Below are 20,301 nucleotides of genomic sequence, written 5' to 3' on the forward strand. Positions count from 1 at the left end.
TCAGAAGCCGTTAGGGGTGCGAGTGTGCCAGTCGGTGTTCAACTGGTACTGGTGCGCCACATTGAGCAGGCGGCCTTCTTGGAAGTACGGCGCGAGCAGTTGCACGCCCACCGGCAGGCCATCGACGAAGCCGGCGGGCATGGACAAGCCCGGCAAGCCCGCGAGGTTGGCGGTGATGGTGTAGAGGTCTTCCAGGTACTCGGCAATCGGGTCGCCGGTCTTGGCGCCGATCTTCCAGGCCGGGTTCGGCGTGGTTGGGCCGAGGATCACGTCGACTTCTTCAAAGGCAGCCATGAAGTCGTTCTTGATCAGGCGACGGATTTTTTGCGCCTTGAGGTAGTACGCGTCGTAGTAGCCGGCCGACAGGGCGTAGGCACCGACCATAATGCGGCGTTGAACTTCGGCGCCGAAACCTTCGCCACGGGAGCGTTTGTACAGGTCGGTCAGGTCCTTCGGGTTTTCGCAGCGGTAGCCGAAGCGCACGCCGTCGAAACGCGACAGGTTGGACGAAGCTTCCGCCGGCGCGATCACGTAGTACGCAGGAATGGCGTGCTGGTTGTTCGGCAGGCTGATTTCCTTGATCACGGCGCCCAGGCCTTCCAGCGTCTTGACGCTGTTGTGCACCAATTCGGCGATACGCGGGTCGAGACCGGCGCTGAAGTATTCCTTCGGCACGCCGATGCGCAGGCCTTTGAGCGAGGTATTCAGGCTGCTGCTGTAGTCCGGGACTGGCTCATCGATGCTTGTGGAGTCCTGCGGATCAAAGCCAGCCATGCCTTGTAACAAAATCGCGCAGTCTTCGGCGGTGCGGGCAAGAGGGCCGCCCTGATCGAGGCTGGATGCGTAGGCGATCATGCCCCAACGGGAAACGCGACCGTAAGTCGGCTTCAAACCGGTGAGGTTGGTGAAGGCGGCTGGTTGGCGAATGGAGCCGCCGGTGTCAGTGGCCGTGGCGGCCGGGAGGAGGCGCGCGGCAACGGCGGCGGCGGAACCACCGGACGAACCGCCCGGCACGTGTTCCAGGTTCCACGGGTTTTTCACCGCGCCGTAGTAGCTCGACTCGTTGGCCGAACCCATGGCGAATTCGTCCATGTTGGTTTTGCCCAGGGTCACGGCCCCAGCAGCGGCCAGCTTGGATACCACGGTGGCGTCGTAAGGCGCTTTAAAGTTGTCGAGCATCTTCGAGCCGCAACTGGTGCGAATACCCTGGGTGCAGAACAGGTCTTTGTGGGCGATAGGTGCGCCCAGCAGCGCGCCATTTTCACCGTTGGCGCGACGTACGTCGGCGGCCTTGGCCTGGCTCAGGGCCAGCTCTTCGGTGATGCTGATGAAGCTGTTGACCTTGGGATCGAGCTCGGCGATACGCGCCAGCAGGGTCTTGGTCAGCTCTTCGGAAGAAAACGTTTTGTCGGCGAGACCGCGGGCGATCTCGGCCAGAGTCATGTGATGCATTGCAGGCTCTTTCCCTTTAGTCGATGACTTTCGGAACCAGGTACAGGCCGTTTTCGACCGCTGGCGCGATGGACTGGTAGGCCTCGCGATTATTGCGCTCGGTCACGACGTCTGCGCGCAGGCGCTGGCTCGCTTCCAGCGGGTGAGCCAGGGGCTCGATGCCGTCGGTGTTTACGGCCTGCATTTGGTCAACCAGCCCGAGAATGCTGTTCAGGGCTGCGGTGGTCTGTGGAAGATCGGCGTCATTGAGGCCAAGCGAGGCCAGATGCGCGATTTTTTCCACGTCGGAGCGTTCAAGCGCCATGGGAATCTCCTGTGGAAAACAGAACGGAGGCTGTCCGTGTGTTAGATTGTCGGAACACTACCGCATTTCTACGGTCATAAGGCCGCGATTGTGGGGGTTGGTGCACAGAAAGTCGGCCAATTTAGCACATTGGCGCCTTGCCCAAAATCCCTGTCGTTGTTAGAGTTTGCCGCACTTTTTTACCCACGCGTTGCCTAGGGTCCTTTCCCCATGTTCAAGAAACTGCGTGGCATGTTTTCCAGCGATCTTTCCATTGACCTGGGCACTGCCAACACCCTTATTTACGTGCGCGAGCGCGGTATCGTTCTGAATGAGCCATCGGTTGTGGCCATTCGGACCCATGGTAATCAGAAAAGTGTCGTTGCCGTTGGCACCGAGGCCAAGCGCATGCTCGGCCGTACACCAGGCAATATTGCTGCCATTCGTCCGATGAAAGACGGCGTGATCGCCGACTTCAGTGTCTGCGAGAAGATGCTGCAGTACTTCATCAACAAGGTTCACGAAAACAGTTTCCTGCAGCCCAGCCCTCGTGTGCTGATCTGCGTTCCATGCAAGTCCACCCAGGTTGAGCGTCGTGCCATCCGTGAATCGGCCCTTGGCGCCGGTGCCCGCGAAGTATTCCTGATCGAAGAGCCAATGGCTGCTGCGATCGGTGCCGGCCTGCCGGTTGAAGAAGCTCGCGGTTCGATGGTGGTGGATATCGGTGGTGGTACTACCGAGATCGCCCTGATTTCCCTGAACGGTGTGGTGTATGCCGAATCCGTACGCGTAGGCGGCGACCGTTTCGACGAAGCGATCATCACTTACGTTCGTCGTAACTACGGCAGCCTGATCGGCGAATCCACCGCCGAGCGCATCAAGCAGGAAATCGGTACTGCTTACCCGGGCGGCGAAGTTCGCGAAGTCGATGTTCGCGGTCGCAACCTGGCCGAAGGCGTTCCACGTGCCTTCACCCTGAACTCCAATGAAGTGCTGGAAGCTCTGCAAGAGTCCCTGGCCACCATCGTTCAGGCTGTGAAGAGCGCCCTGGAGCAATCGCCGCCGGAGCTGGCTTCCGATATCGCCGAGCGAGGCCTGGTGCTGACCGGTGGTGGCGCCCTGTTGCGTGACCTCGACAAGTTGCTGGCCCAGGAAACCGGCCTGCCGGTGATCGTCGCCGAAGACCCGCTGACCTGCGTTGCGCGTGGCGGTGGTCGTGCACTGGAAATGATGGATAAACACACCATGGACCTGCTTTCCAGCGAATAGGCTCGTTGGTTGCGCCATGTTTCGCCCGCAGGCAGCACTTCTCAGTGCTGCCTGTCGGCGTTTATCTTCTTCAATCTGCATCCAGGCCGGTTAGATGCCGTATGAATAAAGAGAACATTTGCCTGGGAGGAGCGGCTTATTAAACCGCTTTTCGCCAAAGGCCCCTCATTGGGCGTGCGCTTATTGGTGCTGGTCGTGCTTTCGGTCGCGCTGATGGTGGTCGATGCCCGCTTCTCACTGCTCAAGCCGGTGCGTAGCCAAATGTCGCTGGTGTTGATGCAGACTTACTGGATCACCGACCTGCCGCAACGTCTGTTCCAGGGCGTGTCCAGCCAATTTGGTAGCCGCACCGAGCTCGTCGCCGAAAACGAAAAACTCAAGACTGAAAACCTGCTTTTGCAGGGGCGCATGCAAAAGCTCGCGGCCCTCACGGAGCAGAACGTTCGGCTGCGCGAGCTGCTCAATTCTTCGGCACTGGTCAACGAGAAGGTCGAAGTGGCCGAGTTGATCGGCATGGACCCGAATCCCTTTACTCACCGCATCATCATCAACAAGGGTGAGCGCGACGGTGTGGTCCTCGGGCAGCCGGTACTGGATGCCCGTGGCCTCATGGGGCAAGTAGTAGAGCTGATGCCCTACACATCGCGGGTTCTGCTGCTGACGGACACGACCCACAGCATTCCGGTGCAAGTGAACCGTAACGGCTTGCGCGCGATTGCCAGTGGCACCGGCAACCCCGAGCGCCTGGAACTGCGTCACGTCGCCGACACCGCCGACATCAAGGAAGGCGACCTGTTGGTCAGCTCCGGTCTGGGTCAGCGGTTCCCGGCGGGTTACCCGGTAGCGACAGTTAAGGAAGTGATCCACGATTCCGGTCAGCCCTTCGCCATTGTACGCGCCGTGCCCACTGCCGCCTTGAACCGCAGCCGCTACCTGCTGCTGGTGTTCAGCGATAACCGCACCCCGGAAGAGCGCGCCAACGACGCCGCCCAGGCCCAGGAAGCGGAGGACAAGAAAAACGGCACGGCGCCGGTGATTCCCGCGACCGTACCCAAGCCCGCAGCGGCGACTCCCGTTGTTCCGGCGGCAACTCCAGCAGTTGCAGCGCCCGTGGCCACGCCGGTCAAGCCCGCGGCCCATAACGCGCATCCGGTGAAACCGGCCGCAGCGAAACCGCCGGTCAGCACGCCTGCCACCACGACGCCCGCTACGAAGCCTCCAGCTGCAGCTGCGGGCACCACGCGGCAGAGGGAGGAATAATGGCCAGTACTCATTCGAGCAATGGCTGGATCGTTTGGTTGACGTTCGCCATTGGACTGCTGCTCAGCGTTTCACCGCTGCCGCAATTCATGGAAATCTTGCGACCCCTCTGGCTGGCATTGCTGCTGGCCTTCTGGTCACTGAACCTGCCGCATAAAGTGGGCATGGTCACAGCCATGTTCCTGGGCTTGGCGGAAGATGTGCTATATGGCACCTTGCTGGGCCAGAACGCGTTGATCCTGACCCTCATCACCTTTCTGGTGCTGTCGTTGCAGCAGCGTTTGCGCATGTTCCCGATGTGGCAGCAGTGCCTGGTGATTCTGGTGATCTTCGGCCTGGCGCAGTTGGTACAACTGTGGCTCAGTGCCTTGACCGGTAACCGTCAGCCGACCCTGGCGCTGGTTTTGCCAGCTTTGGTCAGTGCGCTGTTGTGGCCCTGGATCAGTTTCGGTCTGCGTGGGTTACGTCGACGCTATAAAATCAATTGAATGGATTGCGAGGCTCTGCCTGGTTATCGAACCCCACAGGGAGAGTCTGCAATGAATTCGCTTTATCTGGCCTCGGGCTCCCCAAGACGGCGTGAATTGCTGACCCAGATCGGTGTGCCTTTCACCGTGGTCAGCGCCGCTATCGATGAAACTCCTCTTACCAATGAATCAGCTGTTGCCTACGTCGAGCGTCTTGCGCGCGGCAAGGCGTTGGCCGGATTTGCTGCGCTTGATCATCCATTGGGTGCTTGTGTGCTGGGTGCCGACACGGCAGTGAGCGTGGACGGTCAGATCCTCGGTAAGCCGGTAGACCAGGCCGATGCCCTGGCGATGTTGATGGCCTTGTCTGGACGTGAGCATGAGGTGCTCACCGCCATCGCGCTCACCGATGGCCAGCGCTGCGAAACCCAATGTGTAAGCAGTCGTGTACGTTTTTGTGGGATCACTGTCGAACAAGCGACAGCCTACTGGCACAGTGGCGAACCCCAGGACAAGGCGGGCGGCTATGCTATTCAAGGGCTTGGCTCGGTGTTTGTCGCGGGCCTCAATGGCAGTTATTCCGCCGTAGTAGGGCTGCCGGTGTGCGAAACCGCGCAACTGCTCGACCAATTCGGCATACCCTGTTGGCAAAACCTTACCGTGCGCTAAACGCCTTGCATCAGCGCCCAGCCTTAAGCGATCGGTCACTATTGTGAAAACGCCTGAACGAGACCCAGCCATGAGTGAAGAGATTCTGATCAATATCACGCCGATGGAATCGCGCGTGGCGGTGGTAGAGAACGGTGTTCTGCAAGAAGTGCACGTTGAGCGCACCCAGAAACGCGGGATCGTGGGCAATATCTATAAAGGCAAAGTAGTGCGGGTGTTGCCGGGCATGCAGGCGGCTTTTGTCGACATAGGCCTGGACCGCGCTGCGTTTATTCACGCGTCGGAAATTTCCCTGCGCGAAGGGCCAGCGGTAGAAAGCATCAGCGCCCTGGTACATGAAGGGCAGAGCCTGGTGGTGCAAGTCACCAAGGACCCCATCGGTTCCAAGGGCGCACGCCTGACCACCCAGTTGTCGATTCCATCGCGTTACTTGGTGTACATGCCGCGTACTGCCCACGTCGGCATTTCGCTGAAAATCGAAGATGAGGCCGAGCGCGAGCGCCTGAAAAAGGTGGTCAGCGACTGCGTGGCCGCCGAAGGCATCAAAGAGGCGGGCGGTTTTATTCTGCGTACTGCCGCTGAAGGCGCGGGTGCCGATGAAATCCTTATGGACATTCGCTACCTGCGGCGTCTGTGGGATCAGATCGGCGCACAGATCAAAACCATCGGTGCGCCAAGCGTCATCTATGAAGACCTGGGCCTGGCGCTGCGCACGTTGCGCGACCTGGTCAGCCCCAAGATCGAGAAAATTCGTATCGACTCGCGGGAAACCTTCCAGCGAACCACGCAATTTGTTGCCGAGTTGATGCCGGAAATTGCTGACCGCTTGGAACACTACCCTGGCGAGCGGCCGATCTTCGACCTGTATGGCGTCGAAGACGAAATCCAGAAGGCCCTGGAGCGCAAGGTCCCGCTCAAGTCCGGGGGCTATCTTGTGGTGGACCCGGCGGAAGCTATGACCACCATTGACGTCAACACTGGCGCTTTCGTTGGCCATCGCAATCTCGAAGAGACCATCTTCAAGACCAACCTTGAGGCCGCTACTGCGATTGCGCGCCAACTGCGCCTGCGCAACCTGGGCGGCATCATCATCATCGACTTTATCGACATGGAAGATGAAGACCACCAGCGTCAGGTGCTGCGCACCCTGGAGAAGCAGCTCGAACGCGATCACGCCAAGACCAATATCATCGGTATTACCGAGCTGGGCCTCGTGCAGATGACGCGCAAGCGCACCCGTGAAAGCCTTGAGCAGGTGCTATGCGAACCGTGCAGCAGTTGCCAGGGACGGGGTAAGTTAAAGACCCCCGAAACGGTTTGCTACGAGATTTTCCGGGAAATCTTACGAGAGGCGCGGGCCTATCAGGCCGAAGGTTATAGAGTGCTTGCCAATCAGAAAGTGGTCGACCGGCTGCTGGACGAAGAGTCCGGCAACGTTGCCGAGCTGGAAGGATTTATTGGGCGCACGATTCGTTTCCAGGTTGAAACCATGTATTCCCAGGAACAATACGACGTGGTGCTGCTCTGATCCCCATTCGCGTTCTTTCTTCGAGACCGGCAGACCTTGAGCTGCCGTCCGCCTACTGCCTTGAGGGTCGCCTGACATGGAGCGTCTGATACGCTTTTTTGCCGCTTTGACCCGCTGGGGCCTGGGTCTGTGCGCCTTGCTGCTGGTTTTGGCGGCGGTGTATGTGAGCTTAGGTCGTGAATTGACCCCCCTGGTAGCCGAATACCGTGCCGAAGTTGAAGCCAAGGCCCAGGCGGCGTTGGGCGTGCCGCTGCACATCGGCAGCCTGGAAGGGCGCTGGAGCGGTTTTGCCCCGGTGTTGCTGGCCCATGACGTGATGGTCGGCGAGGGCAGCAATGCCTTGCGTCTTGACCAGGTCGAAGTGGTGCCGGCTATCTGGGACAGCCTGATGGCACGTGAGGTGCGCCTGGCGCACTTGCAGGTCAGCGGTCTGCAACTGAGCGCCAAGGAAGGCAAGGACGGTCATTGGGCGCTTCAGGGCATGCCGGTTCAGGACGAGCAGCCGCTGGATCCGGAGCAATTGCTCAAGCGCATGCAGATGGTAAAGCGCGTGTCCTTGCTCGACAGTCAGCTCACTTTGCAACCGTTCGATCAGGCACCGGTCACCTTGACCTACGTGGGTCTGAGTCTGCACACCGGCATCACCCGTCAACGTCTGGACGCACGCCTGACCCTGCCAGACGGGCAGCCTATGGCGCTCAGCCTGCGCAGCCGCATTCGCGCCAGCCAATGGAAGGATGCCGAGGTTCAGGCCTACCTCAGCCTGCCGCAAAGCGACTGGGCCAAGTGGATTCCGGCCAAGCTGACTCAGCAGTGGACACTCACGCAGTTCAAAGCCGGCGGTGAATTCTGGCTGAACTGGGGCAAAGGTACTGTGCAGAGCGCGGTGGTGCGCCTCAACTCTCCACAAGTGAAAGGCCGCTACGCAGAACGCAAGCCAGTGCTCATCGAAAACCTGGCCCTCACGGCTTATCTGCAACGCAGTGATACGGGACTTAAGGTGCTGTTTGATTCCCTGGCGATGAACCTGGGTGAAACTCGCTGGGAGTCGCGCCTGCAATTGCAACAGACTCTGGCTACCGATAAGGACCAGGAAGTCTGGAAGCTGCAGGCTGCCCGCCTCGACCTGACCCCTATCACGCCATTGCTGAACGCTCTGGCGCCTCTGCCGGAAGGCTTCGCCAAGACCGTCGAGCATCTGAAGGCCATCGGCCTGTTGCGCAACGTGCTGGTGGATTTCCGTCCTCAGGATACGACCGATCAAAAAGTCAGTTTTGCTGCCAACCTTGAGCGGGTCGGGTTTGACGCCTATTTCGGAGCACCGGCCGCGCGAAACGTGTCTGGCAGTATCAGCGGCGACTTGGGCGGTGGCGAGTTGCGCATGGACAGCAAGGATTTTTCCCTGCACCTCGATCCGATCTTCGCCAAGCCCTGGCAATATCTACAGGCCAATGCGCGCCTGACCTGGAAGCTGGATAAAGAAGGCTTCACCCTCATCGCCCCGTATATCAAGGTGCTGGGAGAAGAAGGCAAGATCGCTGCGGACTTCCTGATCCGCCTGCATTTCGACCATAGCCAGGAAGACTACATGGACCTGCGGGTCGGTATGGTCGACGGCGATGGGCGTTTCACTCCAAAGTACCTGCCTGCGGTGCTGAGCCCGGCCCTTGATGAATGGCTGCGCACGGCGATTCTCAAGGGGGCGGTGGATCAAGGTTTTTTCCAGTATCAGGGTTCGTTGAATCACGACGCGTTGCCGGCTTCGCGCAATATCAGCCTGTTCTTCAAGGTGCATGACGCCGAGTTAGCGTTCCAGCCGGGCTGGCCTCATGTGAGCAAGGTCAAGGGTGAGGTGTTTGTCGAAGAGACTGGTGTGCGTATCCTGGCCAGCAAGGGCCAGTTGTTGGATACCAAGGTCAAGGACGTGTACGTCAATATTCCCCACGCACCGTCCGGCAAGGAAAGTCACCTGCTGCTGACAGGTGGTTTTGCCGGCGGCCTGGGGGATGGGCTGAAGATCCTTCAAGAAGCGCCGATTGGTACCGCTTCCACTTTTGCCGGCTGGAAAGGCGAAGGCGACCTGCAAGGCAAGTTGGACCTGGATGTTCCGCTTGTTAAAGGCATCGAGCCCAAGATCGTAGTGGATTTCCAGACCGACAAGGCACGCCTGCAACTGGCTGAACCACCCCTGGACCTGACTCAACTCAAGGGCAATTTCCGCTTCGACAGCGCCAAGGGCCTCAGTGGCGAGAACATCACGGCCCAGGCGTTTGACCGGCCGATCTCCGCGCAAATCTTTGCCGATGGCAAACCGGGCAATATCAGCACCCGTGTAACCGCCAGGGGCCAGGTGACGGTCAAGCGGCTGACAGAGTGGTTGAAAATCAGCCAGCCGTTGCCGGTTTCCGGTGATATTCCGTATCAGTTGCAGCTCAACCTTGACGGTGCCGACAGCCAGTTGATGGTCAGCTCCAATCTCAAGGGTGTTGCGGTGGACTTGCCTGCACCGTTCGGCATGCCAGCGAGCCAGGGGCGTGACAGCGTATTCCGTATGACCTTGCAGGGCGCCGAACGACGCTACTGGTTTGATTACGGTGAGCTGGCCAACTTTACCTTTGCTGCGCCGCCGGACAAATTCAATGATGGCCGTGGCGAGTTGTTCCTCGGCGATGGCGATGCAGTGCTGCCCGCGGCCAAAGGCTTGCGCATTCGTGGGGTGCTTTCGGAGCTCGACATCGATCCGTGGAAAAAACTGGTGAGCCAGTATGCCGGCAACGATCCGGGTGGCAGTGCCAAGCAACTGCTAAGCGGTGCCGACTTCAAGATAGGCAAGCTCACCGGTTTAGGCACTCAGTTCGATCAGGTCAATCTGCAGTTGGACCGAAAACCCGTTGCCTGGGGCTTGCAGTTCGACAGCCAGCAGGCCAAGGGCAGTGTGACCTTGCCTGATAGTAAGGTCGCGCCGATTGGGGTCAACCTGCAATACGTAAAACTACCGGCGGTGGACCCGACGGTGCAGGCCGATGAAAACGCCCCCGACCCGTTGGGCAGCATCGACCCAAAAGATATTCCGGCTCTGGACATCGCCATTGCGCAACTGTTCCAGGGGCCCGAGCTGCTGGGCGCGTGGTCGCTAAAAATCCGTCCAACCACTAAAGGCTTGGCTTTCAGCGATCTGGACCTGGGTCTGAAGGGCATGCAGCTCAAAGGCGCTGGCGGATGGGAAGGCGCTCCAGGGGGCAGCAGCAGTTGGTACAAAGGCCGCCTGGACGGTAAAAATATCGCCGATGTACTCAAGGGCTGGGGCTATGCACCCACTGTAACCAGCGAAGACTTCCATCTGGATGTGGATGGGCGTTGGCCTGGTTCGCCGGCGTGGGTCGGGCCAAAGCGCTTCTCCGGTAGCCTGGATGCAGCGTTCCGAAAAGGTCAGTTTGTTGAAGTAGAAGGTGGCGCCCAGGCGCTGCGGGTGTTCGGTCTGCTCAACTTCAACTCCATCGGGCGACGCCTGCGGCTGGATTTCTCCGACCTGCTCGGCAAAGGCTTGAGCTATGACCGAGTCAAAGGCCTGTTGGCGGCGAGCAACGGTGTGTTCGTCACGCGGGAGCCGATCACTATGACCGGGCCGTCGAGCAACTTGGAACTGAACGGTACCTTGGACTTGGTAGCTGACCGCGTCGATGCCAAGTTGTTGGTGACGTTGCCTGTGACCAACAACCTGCCGATCGCTGCACTGATCGTCGGTGCACCTGCCATTGGTGGAGCGTTGTTCCTGATCGACAAGTTGATTGGTGATCGGGTTTCGCGTTTTGCCAGCGTCCAATACAAGGTGGAAGGACCGTGGAAGGATCCAAAAATCACCTTCGACAAGCCATTTGAAAAACCAAACTGAGGGCCTGCGGAGTAGCATGGGGCTCTCTTTTTTTGGTGCATGCCCATTACGGAGTGTCGGCTCATGTCCTTTGCGGTAATTCAAATGGTCAGCCAGAGCGATGTGTTGGCCAATCTGGCACAGGCTCGGCGTTTGTTGGAAAAAGCGGCGGCGGGCGGCGCGAAGCTGGCGGTGCTGCCGGAAAACTTCGCCGCAATGGGCCGCCGCGACGTGGTGGACATCGGTCGGGCTGAGGCTCTGGGCGAAGGTCCCATCCTGCCGTGGTTGAAACAAACCGCCCGCGACCTCACCTTATGGATAGTGGCCGGCACATTGCCGTTGCCGCCCAAGGACCAACCGAACTCCAAATCCAATGCCTGCTCGCTGTTGATCGATGATCATGGCGAAATCGTTGCTCGGTACGACAAGCTGCATTTGTTTGACGTGGATGTGGCCGATGCCCGGGGTCGCTATCGGGAGTCCGACGACTATGCTTTCGGGAGTAACGTGGTGGTGGCGGATACACCGGTCGGCCGTTTGGGCCTGACGGTGTGTTACGACCTTCGCTTTCCTGAGCTGTACAGCGAGCTGCGGGCGGCGGGGGCTGAATTGATCACCGCGCCCTCGGCCTTTACCGCTGTAACCGGTGTCGCGCACTGGGACGTGCTGATACGCGCACGGGCCATCGAAACCCAGTGCTATGTGCTGGCGGCGGCCCAGGGCGGCGTGCATCCGGGGCCACGGGAAACCCATGGTCATGCAGCGATTGTCGACCCGTGGGGGCGTGTGCTGACACAACAGGATCAAGGCGAAGCGGTGTTGCTGGCCGAGCGCGATAGCAGTGAACAGGCGTCGATACGGGCGCGCATGCCGGTGGTCAACCATCGGCGCTTTTTCTCGCAGGGCGCGCAGCGACCTGCTTCAGAACGATGAATTTAAGGCCAAACCTATGAGCGAGTTGTTGTCCTCAGTCAGTGAACACCTCCTGGCACCCGGTGGCGTGACCATCGAAAGCTTGCAAACCGTGTTGGGCGATCTTGCCGGGCCAGGAATCGACGCCGCTGACCTGTATTTCCAGGGCCAGATTTCCGAGTCCTGGGCGCTGGAAGATGGCATCGTCAAGGAAGGCAGTTTCAACCTCGACCAAGGTGTCGGCGTGCGCGCGCAATCCGGTGAAAAGACCGGTTTTGCCTACAGCAACGCAATCACTTTGGAGGCCTTGGGTCTTGCCGCACGTGCAGCGCGTTCTATCTCCCGGGCTGGCCAAAATGGCACGGTGCAAGCGTTCAGTACTCAGGACGTTGCCCAGCTATACGCGCCGGACAACCCTTTGGAAGTGATCAGCCGGGCGGAAAAGGTCGATTTGCTCAAGCGCATCGACGCGGCTACCCGCGCCCTGGATCCACGTATCCAGCAGGTCACCGTGAGCATGGCCGGTGTGTGGGAGCGCATCCTGGTGGCATCCACCGACGGCGGCCTGGCGGCGGATGTACGGCCTTTGGTGCGCTTCAATGTCAGTGTGATCGTCGAACAGAACGGTCGCCGCGAGCGTGGTGGGCATGGCGGCGGCGGGCGTACTGACTACCGTTATTTCCTTACTGAAGACCGCGCGATGGGGTATGCCCGTGAAGCGCTGCGCCAGGCGTTGGTGAACCTGGAAGCTATTCCGGCCCCGGCGGGTACGCTGCCGGTGGTGCTGGGTTCTGGCTGGTCAGGGGTATTGCTCCACGAAGCCGTGGGCCACGGCCTGGAAGGTGACTTCAACCGCAAGGGCAGCTCTGCCTACAGCGGGCGTATGGGCGAGATGGTTGCGTCCAAGCTCTGCACCATTGTCGATGACGGAACCTTGGCTGGTCGCCGTGGTTCGCTGAGCGTCGATGACGAAGGCACGCCTACCGAGTGCACCACCTTGATTGAAAATGGTGTGCTCAAGGGTTACATGCAAGACAAACTCAATGCCCGCCTGATGGGCGTGGCGCGCACCGGTAATGGCCGCCGTGAGTCCTACGCGCACCTGCCGATGCCCCGCATGACCAACACCTACATGCTCGGTGGCGAAAGCGATCCGGCAGAAATCATCGCCTCGGTAAAACGCGGTATCTACTGCGCCAACCTCGGCGGCGGCCAGGTGGATATCACCAGCGGTAAATTCGTGTTCTCCACCAGCGAGGCGTACCTGATCGAAGACGGCAAGATTACCGCGCCGGTCAAAGGGGCAACGTTGATTGGCAATGGCCCGGAAGCCATGAGCAAGGTGTCGATGGTCGGCAACGACTTGGCGCTGGACAGCGGCGTCGGCGTGTGCGGGAAAGATGGGCAGTCAGTACCGGTCGGTGTCGGCCAGCCAACCCTGAAAATTGATGCGATCACCGTGGGTGGCACGGGGTCGTAAGGGATGGAGCTTCGGGTGGCGAAGATCGCCACCCGGGGAAGGGCATCAACGCAGTCCGCGTTGAGTCTCGTCCAGCTCACGGATGTATTTGAAGATTTTACGGCTGGTGGCGGGCGCCTTGTTATGCGCCTGCTCGTGCTGGGCCTGACGGATCAGGGAGCGCAGTTGTTGGCGGTCCGCATCCGGGTAGTCCAGCACGAATTTCTCCAGCACTGCGTCATCGCCCGAGATCAGGCGGTCACGCCAACGTTCCAGATTATGGAAACGTTCGTTGTACTGGCGAGTGGAGGCATCGGTTTGATCAAGCAAGGCCAGAATGGCGTCAGTGTCCTGATCGCGCATCAGCTTGCCGATAAACATGATGTGCCGTTTACGCGCGATATTCGCAGTGTGCTTGGGTGCGTCAGCAAGCGCCCGGCGCATCTCGTCGGTCAGTGGCAGTTTTGCAATCAAGTCTTTCTTGAGCGTTGTAAGGCGCTCGCCAAGGTCAACCAGAGCATGCAGCTCACGTTTGACCTGGGTTTTGCTTTTCTCCCCATCGAGGGAGTCGTCGTAAGAATCAACCATGGTGGCAGTCCGCAAAGAAACGTCGCCATGATAACCAGTCGGGGGCCGCTTGTCCGGCCCGGTCGCTCGATGGCCTTAACCGAAAGCAGAATTTGAGTGGAGAAAACCATGAGTGCAGCCCAAAGCGTCGGTCCGCAAGCGTTACCGGCCCTGCAGGAACAAGTCGAGCAGATCCTTGCCGAGGCTAAGCGCCAGGGGGCCAGTGCCTGTGAAGTTGCGGTCTCGCTGGAGCAGGGTCTGTCGACGTCGGTACGTCAGCGGGAAGTGGAAACTGTTGAATTCAACCGCGACCAGGGCTTTGGCATCACCTTGTATTCGGGGCAGCGCAAAGGGTCGGCCAGTACCTCCGCCAGTGGCCCGGAAGCCATTCGCGAGACTGTGGCCGCCGCGTTGGCGATTGCCAAGCACACTTCCGAAGATGAAAGCTCAGGTCTGGCAGACAAAGCGCTGATGGCCAAGGACTTGAAGGATTTCGATCTTTTCCATGCCTGGGACATTACGCCCGAGCAGGCCATTGAGCTGGCGCTGACCTGTGAAGCCGCTGCGTTTGATGCTGATGCCCGCATCAAGAACGCCGATGGCACCACGTTGAATACTCACCAAGGCTGTCGTGTTTATGGCAACAGCCACGGGTTTATCGGGGGATATGCATCCACCCGTCATAGCTTGAGCTGCGTGATGATCGCCGAGGCCAATGGCCAGATGCAGCGTGATTACTGGTATGACGTGAGCCGTCAAGGTGAACTGCTGGCCGACCCGGTCAGCATTGGTCAGCGTGCCGCACAACGTGCCGCTAGCCGCCTGGGCGCCCGTCCGGTGCCAACCTGCGAAGTGCCGGTGCTGTTTTCAGCGGAGCTGGCGGGCGGTTTGTTTGGCAGTTTCCTTGGCGCGATTTCGGGCGGCAATCTGTATCGTAAGTCGTCGTTTCTTGAAGGCGCCATTGGCCAGAAGCTCTTTCCCGATTGGTTGACCATTGATGAGCGTCCGCACTTGATGCGCGCCATGGGCAGCTCGGCGTTCGATGGCGATGGCTTGGCCACGTACGACAAGCCGTTCGTCGAGAACGGTGAGTTGGTGTCTTACGTACTGGGCACTTACTCAGGCCGCAAACTCGGCCTGCCCAGCACTGCCAACTCCGGCGGCGTACATAACCTGTTCGTGACCCATGGCGATGAAGATCAGGCAGCGCTGTTGCGGCGTATGGGACGTGGCCTGCTGGTAACCGAATTGATGGGGCACGGCCTGAACATGGTCACCGGTGATTACTCCCGCGGCGCGGCGGGTTTCTGGGTGGAAAATGGCGAGATTCAGTTCGCGGTTCAGGAAGTGACGATTGCCGGCAATATGCGTGACATGTTCAAGCAGATCGTTGCCGTGGGTAACGATCTGGAACTGCGCAGCAATATTCGCACCGGGTCGGTGTTGATCGAGCGGATGACTGTCGCCGGCAGCTGATCGATCCTCTTTGAGAAGCGCGCTATCCCACGGATAGCGCGCTTTTTTTGTGCTTGGAATTCAGGGCGATCACAATGCTGCCATTGCGTTGATTCTCAATATCATTTAATAATAAATATCATTATCGAATGAGCGTGGATCATGAGTTCTGTCCTGCATGAGGATCCGTACCTGGAAAGCTGGCGCTGGATGAGTCGTCAGATTCGATGCGGCCTCGATCCTAATGAACCTCGCCTGATCGAACATTACCTAAATGAGGGTCGATACCTGGCGTGCTGCACTGCGACTCATCCGTGGACGATCGCTGAAACGTCATTCCGCCTGTTAATCGATACCGCCAGTGATATCGCCTTGCCTTGGCATTGGCGTTCCACTTGTCTGGATCAGGCTTGGCGCCCTCTGCGCGACTTGGAAAAACTCTCCCACTGTGCCTGCCGCCTCAAGCGCTGGCAGACCTTTGCCTGGCAATTGGCGACGTGCGAATTGCTGCCATCAATCTCCCACTCCGACCTGGTGCAAGGATCTAACGATGAGTAACACCCGTATCGAACGCGACAGCATGGGCGAACTGCAAGTGCCTGCCGAGGCCTTGTATGGTGCACAGACCCAGCGCGCGGTGAACAACTTCCCTATCAGCCACCAACGTATGCCGGCACAGTTTATTCGCGCCTTGATCCTTGCCAAGGCTGCTGCCGCCAAGGTCAACGTCGACCTCAAGCAAATCAGCGAAGGGCAGGGCAAGGCCATCGTTGATGCTGCCCAAGGGTTGCTGGAAGGCGACTTCATGCAGCACTTCCCGGTGGATATCTTCCAGACCGGCTCTGGTACCAGCTCCAACATGAACGCCAACGAAGTGATCGCGACCCTCGCCAGCCGTTTGCTGGGCGAAGCGGTGAACCCGAACGATCACGTCAACTGCGGCCAAAGCAGCAACGACATTATCCCGACCACTATTCACGTCAGCGCGGCGCTGGTATTGCACGAGCAAACGCTTCCGGCGCTTCTTCACCTGGTGCAGGTGATCGAGCAGAAAGCCAAAGAAGTTCACCCGTTCATCAAGACAGGCCGCACGCACCTGATGGACGCCATGCCGGTCCGTATGAGTCAGGTACTCGATGGTTGGGCGCAGCAACTCAAAGCCAATATCGGTCATCTGCAGGACTTGCTGCCAAGCCTGCAGGCCCTCGCGCAAGGCGGAACGGCGGTGGGCACTGGGATCAACGCCCATCCGGAATTCGCGGCGCGTTTCAGTCAGCAACTAAGCAGCCTTACGGATGTGAAATTCACTCCGGGTAAAAACCTGTTTGCGCTGATTGGTTCCCAGGACACAGCCGTGGCGGTGTCCGGCCAACTGAAAGCCACCGCCGTATCGCTGATGAAAATCGCCAATGACCTGCGCTGGATGAACTCCGGTCCACTTGCCGGCCTGGGTGAGATCGAGCTGGAAGGCCTGCAGCCGGGGTCTTCGATCATGCCCGGCAAGGTCAACCCTGTAATCCCTGAAGCGACTGCCATGGTGGCTGCACAAGTCATTGGCAATGACACGGTGATTACCGTCGCTGGCCAATCCGGCAACTTCGAGCTGAACGTGATGCTGCCTATCATCGCCCAGAACCTGCTCAGCAGCCTCGAACTGCTGGCCAACTCCAGCCGCCTGCTGGCGGACAAAGCCATCGCCAGCTTCAAGGTCAATGAAGCCAAGCTCAAGGAAGCACTGTCGCGCAACCCGATACTGGTTACTGCACTCAACCCGATCATTGGATACCAAAAGGCTGCTGAAATCGCCAAGAAGGCCTATCAGCAAGGCCGTCCAGTGATTGATGTCGCCCTTGAACACACCGACTTGCCGCGCAGCCAACTGGAAATCCTGCTGGATCCGGAAAAGCTCACGGCTGGCGGCGTTTAATCACCGACTCTGCTTTGGAGGCTCACCATGGAGCACTGGAAGCGCACGATCGAACGGGCCAATCGCTGCTTTATGCAAGGCGAGTTGGTTGACGCTCGCGAGGCCTATTTGCAAGCCCTGGCCTTGGCCCAGGTGTTGTTCGAACGCTGGGCGAATGCCGACGAAGCAGTGGCGGCTTGCGTCATTTCCCATCACAACCTGGCGGACCTGCATCTGCACTTGAATCAGCCTGAGGAAAGCGCCGAATACCTTTGCGCCATTCACCAGCGCTTGCTGCAGACCATGCAGGACGCGCGCCTGAGCCCGCAGCTGCAGGAGGCGGCCCTGCGCCAGAGCAGCAAGACTTACGTCGAACTGTTGAATTTCATCAGCGATCACGGCGAGTACCCGCGCACCCATCGCTTGCTGGGCGGTACTGCGGCGCAACCGACTACGCCTCAATACGGAGCACATTGATATGACCTATACCTTGCCTGCCTTGCCTTACGCCTACGATGCCCTGGAGCCGCATATTGATGCGCAAACCATGGAAATTCACTACACCAAGCATCACCAGACCTACATCAACAACCTTAATGCCGCCGTCGAGGGCACTGAGTTCGCCGGCTGGCCGGTGGAAAAACTGGTGTCCAGCGTGCACCAAATACCGGAAAAGCTTCGCGCAGCCGTGATCAACCAAGGTGGCGGCCACGCTAACCACTCGCTGTTCTGGGCGGTGATGTCACCTCAAGGAGGCGGTAAGCCAGAGGGCGCATTGGGCAAGGCAATTGACGAGCAAGTTGGAGGTTTTGATAGTTTCAAGGAGGCCTTCACCAGAGCCGCATTGACCCGCTTCGGCAGTGGCTGGGCTTGGCTGAGCGTTACGCCGCAAAAGACCTTGGTGGTGGAAAGCAGCGGTAACCAAGACAGCCCGCTGATGAACGGCAACACGCCGATCCTCGGCCTGGACGTATGGGAGCATGCTTACTATTTGCGCTACCAGAACCGCCGCCCGGAATACATCAATGCCTTCTACAGTGTTATTAACTGGCCAGAAGTTGCCGCACGCTATCAGGCTGCTATGGCCTGACATTTACCTCTATAACAAGATCTAAGGCCGACTATGGGCACTGAAACACTGGCGATCGGCAGCGTGCGAATGTTTCGTTATGCGCTTGGCTCGCTACTGCTACTGGCAGGTACTGCATTGCTGGTGGCCCACGGGCTGGCCTGGCTGGACCTTGAACCGCGCATCCTGCGTGCTTTGCAGGGCGGGGCGATCTGCGCGCTCGGTACTGCGCTGGGCGCAGTTCCGGTATTGGTGATTCGGCGGATGCCGGTGGCCGTGAGCGATACCTTGCTGGGCTTTGGGGCTGGCGTGATGCTGGCTGCAACCGCCTTTTCACTGGTGGTACCGGGTATCGCTGCTGCAGAAAGCCTGGGGCTTACGTCCTGGGGCGCGAGCGGGCTGATCAGTTTCGGCATTATGTTGGGAGCGTTCGGGCTCTATCTGGTTGACCGCAGGGTCTCCGGCGCGAGTCCGGAAATGCTGGTGGGCACGCCGGACAAACCGGTGATACCGCCGCGCATCTGGCTATTCGTGTTCGCTATCATTGCTCACAACATTCCGGAAGGCATGGCGGTTGGCGTCTCTGCCGGCGGCGGCATGCCGGATGCCGACAGCTTGGCCATGGGCATCGCCTTGCAGGATGTGCCCGAAGGTCTTGTGATTGCGTTGGTGTTGGCCGGGGCAGGGATGTCGCGGGCCAAGGCATTCCTGATTGGTGCTGCTTCAGGCTTGGTGGAACCGGTGTTTGCCGTGCTCTGCGCTTGGCTGGTGAGCCTGGCCGAGGTGTTGTTGCCTTTGGGGCTGGCGCTGGCTGCCGGGGCGATGCTGTTGGTAGTGACCCATGAGGTGATCCCGGAGTCGCGGCGCAATGGCCACGAAAAGCTCGCCAGCTTGGGGCTCTGCATTGGATTTTGCTTGATGATGGCGATGGATACCGCATTGGGGTGAAGCCGTTGCGGCTTCACGTTTGTGTCAAAGGGTGAGGTTACTCACCCTCATCAAAGTAGTTGTTGATCAACGCCACCAGAGCTTCCATCGCTTCCTGGTCTTGCTCGCCTTCGGTCTTCAAATGAATTTTGGTGCCTTTGCCGGCCGCCAGCATCATCATCGCCATGATGCTTTTGCCGTCGACCATGCTTTCAGGTGTGCGTCCAGCCCTGATCTGGCAGGGGAACTGCCCGGCTACTCCGACAAACTTGGCCGAGGCGCGGGCGTGCAAGCCCAACTTGTTGATGATTTCAATTTCCAGAGCGGGCATCGCGCAGGTGTTCCTTTCAGCTAAGGTCGCGGTGGCGAACCTGGACGTTCTTGAGGGTTTGTTGCAGTGCTTGGCCCAAGCGCTCGGTCAGGTATACCGAACGGTGATGACCGCCGGTGCATCCAATGGCAATAGTGACATAGGCCCGGTTGCTCGCGGCAAAGCGCGGCAGCCACTTGAGCAGATAGCTGGAAATGTCCTGGAACATCTCCTCCACATCCGGCTGCGCGGCTAGGTACTCAGCCACAGGTAGGTCCAGCCCTGATTGGTCGCGTAACTCTGGCTTCCAGTAGGGGTTGGGCAGGCAGCGCACGTCGAACACCAGATCGGCATCCACCGGCATGCCACGTTTGAAGCCAAAAGACTCGACGAGAAACGCCGTGCCAGGCTCCGGCTGGTTCAGCAGGCGCAGTTTGATGGCATCGCGCAGCTGGTAAAGGTTAAGGCCGGTGGTGTTGATCTTAAGGTCGGCGAGGTCAATGATCGGCCCCAGCAACTTGGTTTCGTCCTCGATGGCTTCAGCCAGAGAACGGTGAGGGCTGCTGAGGGGGTGGCGTCGACGGGTTTCGGAGAAGCGTTTGAGCAGCGTCTCTTCATCGGCGTCCAGGTACAGCACATCACAATGAATATGCTTGGCGCGCACTTCTTCCAACAGTTCCGGGAACCGAGAGAGGTGGCTGGGTAGGTTGCGGGCGTCGATCGAAACGGCAACCAGAGGTTGCGCCAGCTCGGTGTGGATAAGAGCGCGTTCCGCCAACTCCGGCAGTAGGCCGGCCGGCAGGTTATCGATGCAATAGAAGCCGTTGTCCTCAAGAACGTTGAGGGCGGTACTTTTACCCGAGCCGGAGCGGCCGCTGACGATGATCAAACGCATGA

At 59.2% G+C, this 20,301-nt stretch carries 19 protein-coding genes; 14 read left to right on the forward strand and 5 right to left on the reverse strand.

The features are described 5' to 3' along the window. Both gatA and gatC read right to left on the reverse strand, forming a co-directional pair. Nucleotides 1-1,452: an Asp-tRNA(Asn)/Glu-tRNA(Gln) amidotransferase subunit GatA gene (gene gatA / locus ACEN2T_RS07790; protein ID WP_032886260.1), complete on the reverse strand. Its 1,452-nt coding sequence runs from the start codon at nt 1,450-1,452 to the stop codon at nt 1-3. A gap of 16 nt (nt 1,453-1,468) precedes the next feature. After that, complete coding sequence (gene gatC / locus ACEN2T_RS07795; RefSeq protein ID WP_003188556.1) at nt 1,469-1,756, reverse strand: Asp-tRNA(Asn)/Glu-tRNA(Gln) amidotransferase subunit GatC; 288 nt, start codon at nt 1,754-1,756, stop codon at nt 1,469-1,471. A gap of 210 nt (nt 1,757-1,966) precedes the next feature. Between gatC and mreB the strand changes: the two genes are divergently transcribed. The 8 genes from mreB to tldD all read left to right on the forward strand — a co-directional run bounded on the left by mreB (nt 1,967) and on the right by tldD (nt 13,191). Further along, entirely contained in the window at nt 1,967-3,004 is a 1,038-nt protein-coding gene (gene mreB, locus ACEN2T_RS07800; RefSeq protein WP_002555108.1) for a rod shape-determining protein MreB, read from the forward strand. Nucleotides 3,005-3,142: 138 nt separating this feature from the next. Further along, complete coding sequence (gene mreC / locus ACEN2T_RS07805) at nt 3,143-4,264, forward strand: rod shape-determining protein MreC (protein ID WP_095183838.1); 1,122 nt, start codon at nt 3,143-3,145, stop codon at nt 4,262-4,264. Beyond that, nucleotides 4,264-4,752, forward strand: a complete 489-nt coding sequence (gene mreD / locus ACEN2T_RS07810) for a rod shape-determining protein MreD (protein ID WP_032886262.1) — start codon at nt 4,264-4,266, stop codon at nt 4,750-4,752. Before mreC ends, mreD begins: the two co-directional genes overlap by 1 nt. Nucleotides 4,753-4,803: 51 nt before the next feature. Beyond that, nucleotides 4,804-5,400, forward strand: coding sequence for a Maf family protein (locus ACEN2T_RS07815; RefSeq protein WP_442116533.1), 597 nt, complete (start codon nt 4,804-4,806; stop codon nt 5,398-5,400). Between the two features lie 70 nt (nt 5,401-5,470). Continuing rightward, nucleotides 5,471-6,928: a ribonuclease G gene (rng, locus tag ACEN2T_RS07820; protein WP_032886264.1), complete on the forward strand. Its 1,458-nt coding sequence runs from the start codon at nt 5,471-5,473 to the stop codon at nt 6,926-6,928. Nucleotides 6,929-7,004: 76 nt separating this feature from the next. Then, a complete protein-coding gene (locus ACEN2T_RS07825; protein WP_442116534.1) occupies nt 7,005-10,820 on the forward strand; it encodes a YhdP family protein in 3,816 nt (1,271 codons plus the stop codon). A gap of 63 nt (nt 10,821-10,883) precedes the next feature. Beyond that, nucleotides 10,884-11,732 carry a carbon-nitrogen hydrolase family protein gene (locus ACEN2T_RS07830; RefSeq protein ID WP_442116535.1) on the forward strand — a complete coding sequence of 283 codons (849 nt, stop codon included), beginning with the start codon at nt 10,884-10,886 and terminating at the stop codon, nt 11,730-11,732. Nucleotides 11,733-11,748: 16 nt separating this feature from the next. Further along, nucleotides 11,749-13,191: a metalloprotease TldD gene (gene tldD / locus ACEN2T_RS07835; RefSeq protein WP_032886267.1), complete on the forward strand. Its 1,443-nt coding sequence runs from the start codon at nt 11,749-11,751 to the stop codon at nt 13,189-13,191. Between the two features lie 45 nt (nt 13,192-13,236). Here tldD and yjgA read toward each other — a convergent pair whose 3' ends face one another. Then, nucleotides 13,237-13,758 carry a ribosome biogenesis factor YjgA gene (yjgA, locus tag ACEN2T_RS07840; protein ID WP_017138246.1) on the reverse strand — a complete coding sequence of 174 codons (522 nt, stop codon included), beginning with the start codon at nt 13,756-13,758 and terminating at the stop codon, nt 13,237-13,239. Between the two features lie 108 nt (nt 13,759-13,866). Here yjgA and pmbA point away from each other — a divergent pair, with 108 nt between their 5' ends. The 6 genes from pmbA (at nt 13,867) to ACEN2T_RS07870 (ending at nt 19,115) form a co-directional block, all read left to right on the forward strand. Beyond that, nucleotides 13,867-15,213 carry a metalloprotease PmbA gene (gene pmbA / locus ACEN2T_RS07845; protein WP_442116536.1) on the forward strand — a complete coding sequence of 449 codons (1,347 nt, stop codon included), beginning with the start codon at nt 13,867-13,869 and terminating at the stop codon, nt 15,211-15,213. Nucleotides 15,214-15,354: 141 nt separating this feature from the next. Beyond that, nucleotides 15,355-15,750: a hypothetical protein gene (locus ACEN2T_RS07850; RefSeq protein WP_032886269.1), complete on the forward strand. Its 396-nt coding sequence runs from the start codon at nt 15,355-15,357 to the stop codon at nt 15,748-15,750. Then, nucleotides 15,743-17,119 carry a class II fumarate hydratase gene (locus ACEN2T_RS07855; RefSeq protein ID WP_095183842.1) on the forward strand — a complete coding sequence of 459 codons (1,377 nt, stop codon included), beginning with the start codon at nt 15,743-15,745 and terminating at the stop codon, nt 17,117-17,119. The genes ACEN2T_RS07850 and ACEN2T_RS07855 overlap by 8 nt, the downstream gene beginning before the upstream one ends. 27 nt (nt 17,120-17,146) lie before the next feature. Next, the gene (locus tag ACEN2T_RS07860) at nt 17,147-17,575 is read left to right on the forward strand and encodes a hypothetical protein (RefSeq protein WP_442116537.1); all 429 of its coding nucleotides are present in this window, start codon (nt 17,147-17,149) and stop codon (nt 17,573-17,575) included. A gap of 1 nt (nt 17,576) precedes the next feature. After that, the gene (locus ACEN2T_RS07865; RefSeq protein WP_442116538.1) at nt 17,577-18,188 is read left to right on the forward strand and encodes a superoxide dismutase; all 612 of its coding nucleotides are present in this window, start codon (nt 17,577-17,579) and stop codon (nt 18,186-18,188) included. 33 nt (nt 18,189-18,221) lie between these two features. Then, on the forward strand, nt 18,222-19,115 hold the full coding sequence (locus ACEN2T_RS07870) for a ZIP family metal transporter (protein WP_095183845.1): 894 nt from the start codon (nt 18,222-18,224) through the stop codon (nt 19,113-19,115). Between the two features lie 37 nt (nt 19,116-19,152). On the opposite strand, the gene ACEN2T_RS07875 is transcribed toward ACEN2T_RS07870, so the two are convergent. Both ACEN2T_RS07875 and rapZ read right to left on the reverse strand, forming a co-directional pair. Next, nucleotides 19,153-19,425: an HPr family phosphocarrier protein gene (locus ACEN2T_RS07875; RefSeq protein ID WP_032886274.1), complete on the reverse strand. Its 273-nt coding sequence runs from the start codon at nt 19,423-19,425 to the stop codon at nt 19,153-19,155. Between the two features lie 16 nt (nt 19,426-19,441). Further along, nucleotides 19,442-20,299, reverse strand: coding sequence for an RNase adapter RapZ (gene rapZ / locus ACEN2T_RS07880; RefSeq protein WP_032886275.1), 858 nt, complete (start codon nt 20,297-20,299; stop codon nt 19,442-19,444). Between the last annotated feature and the right edge of the window lie 2 nt (nt 20,300-20,301).

Source organism: Pseudomonas sp. W22_MBD1_FP4, assembly GCF_052113765.1.
Classification (GTDB): Bacteria; Pseudomonadota; Gammaproteobacteria; order Pseudomonadales; family Pseudomonadaceae; genus Aquipseudomonas; species Aquipseudomonas sivasensis.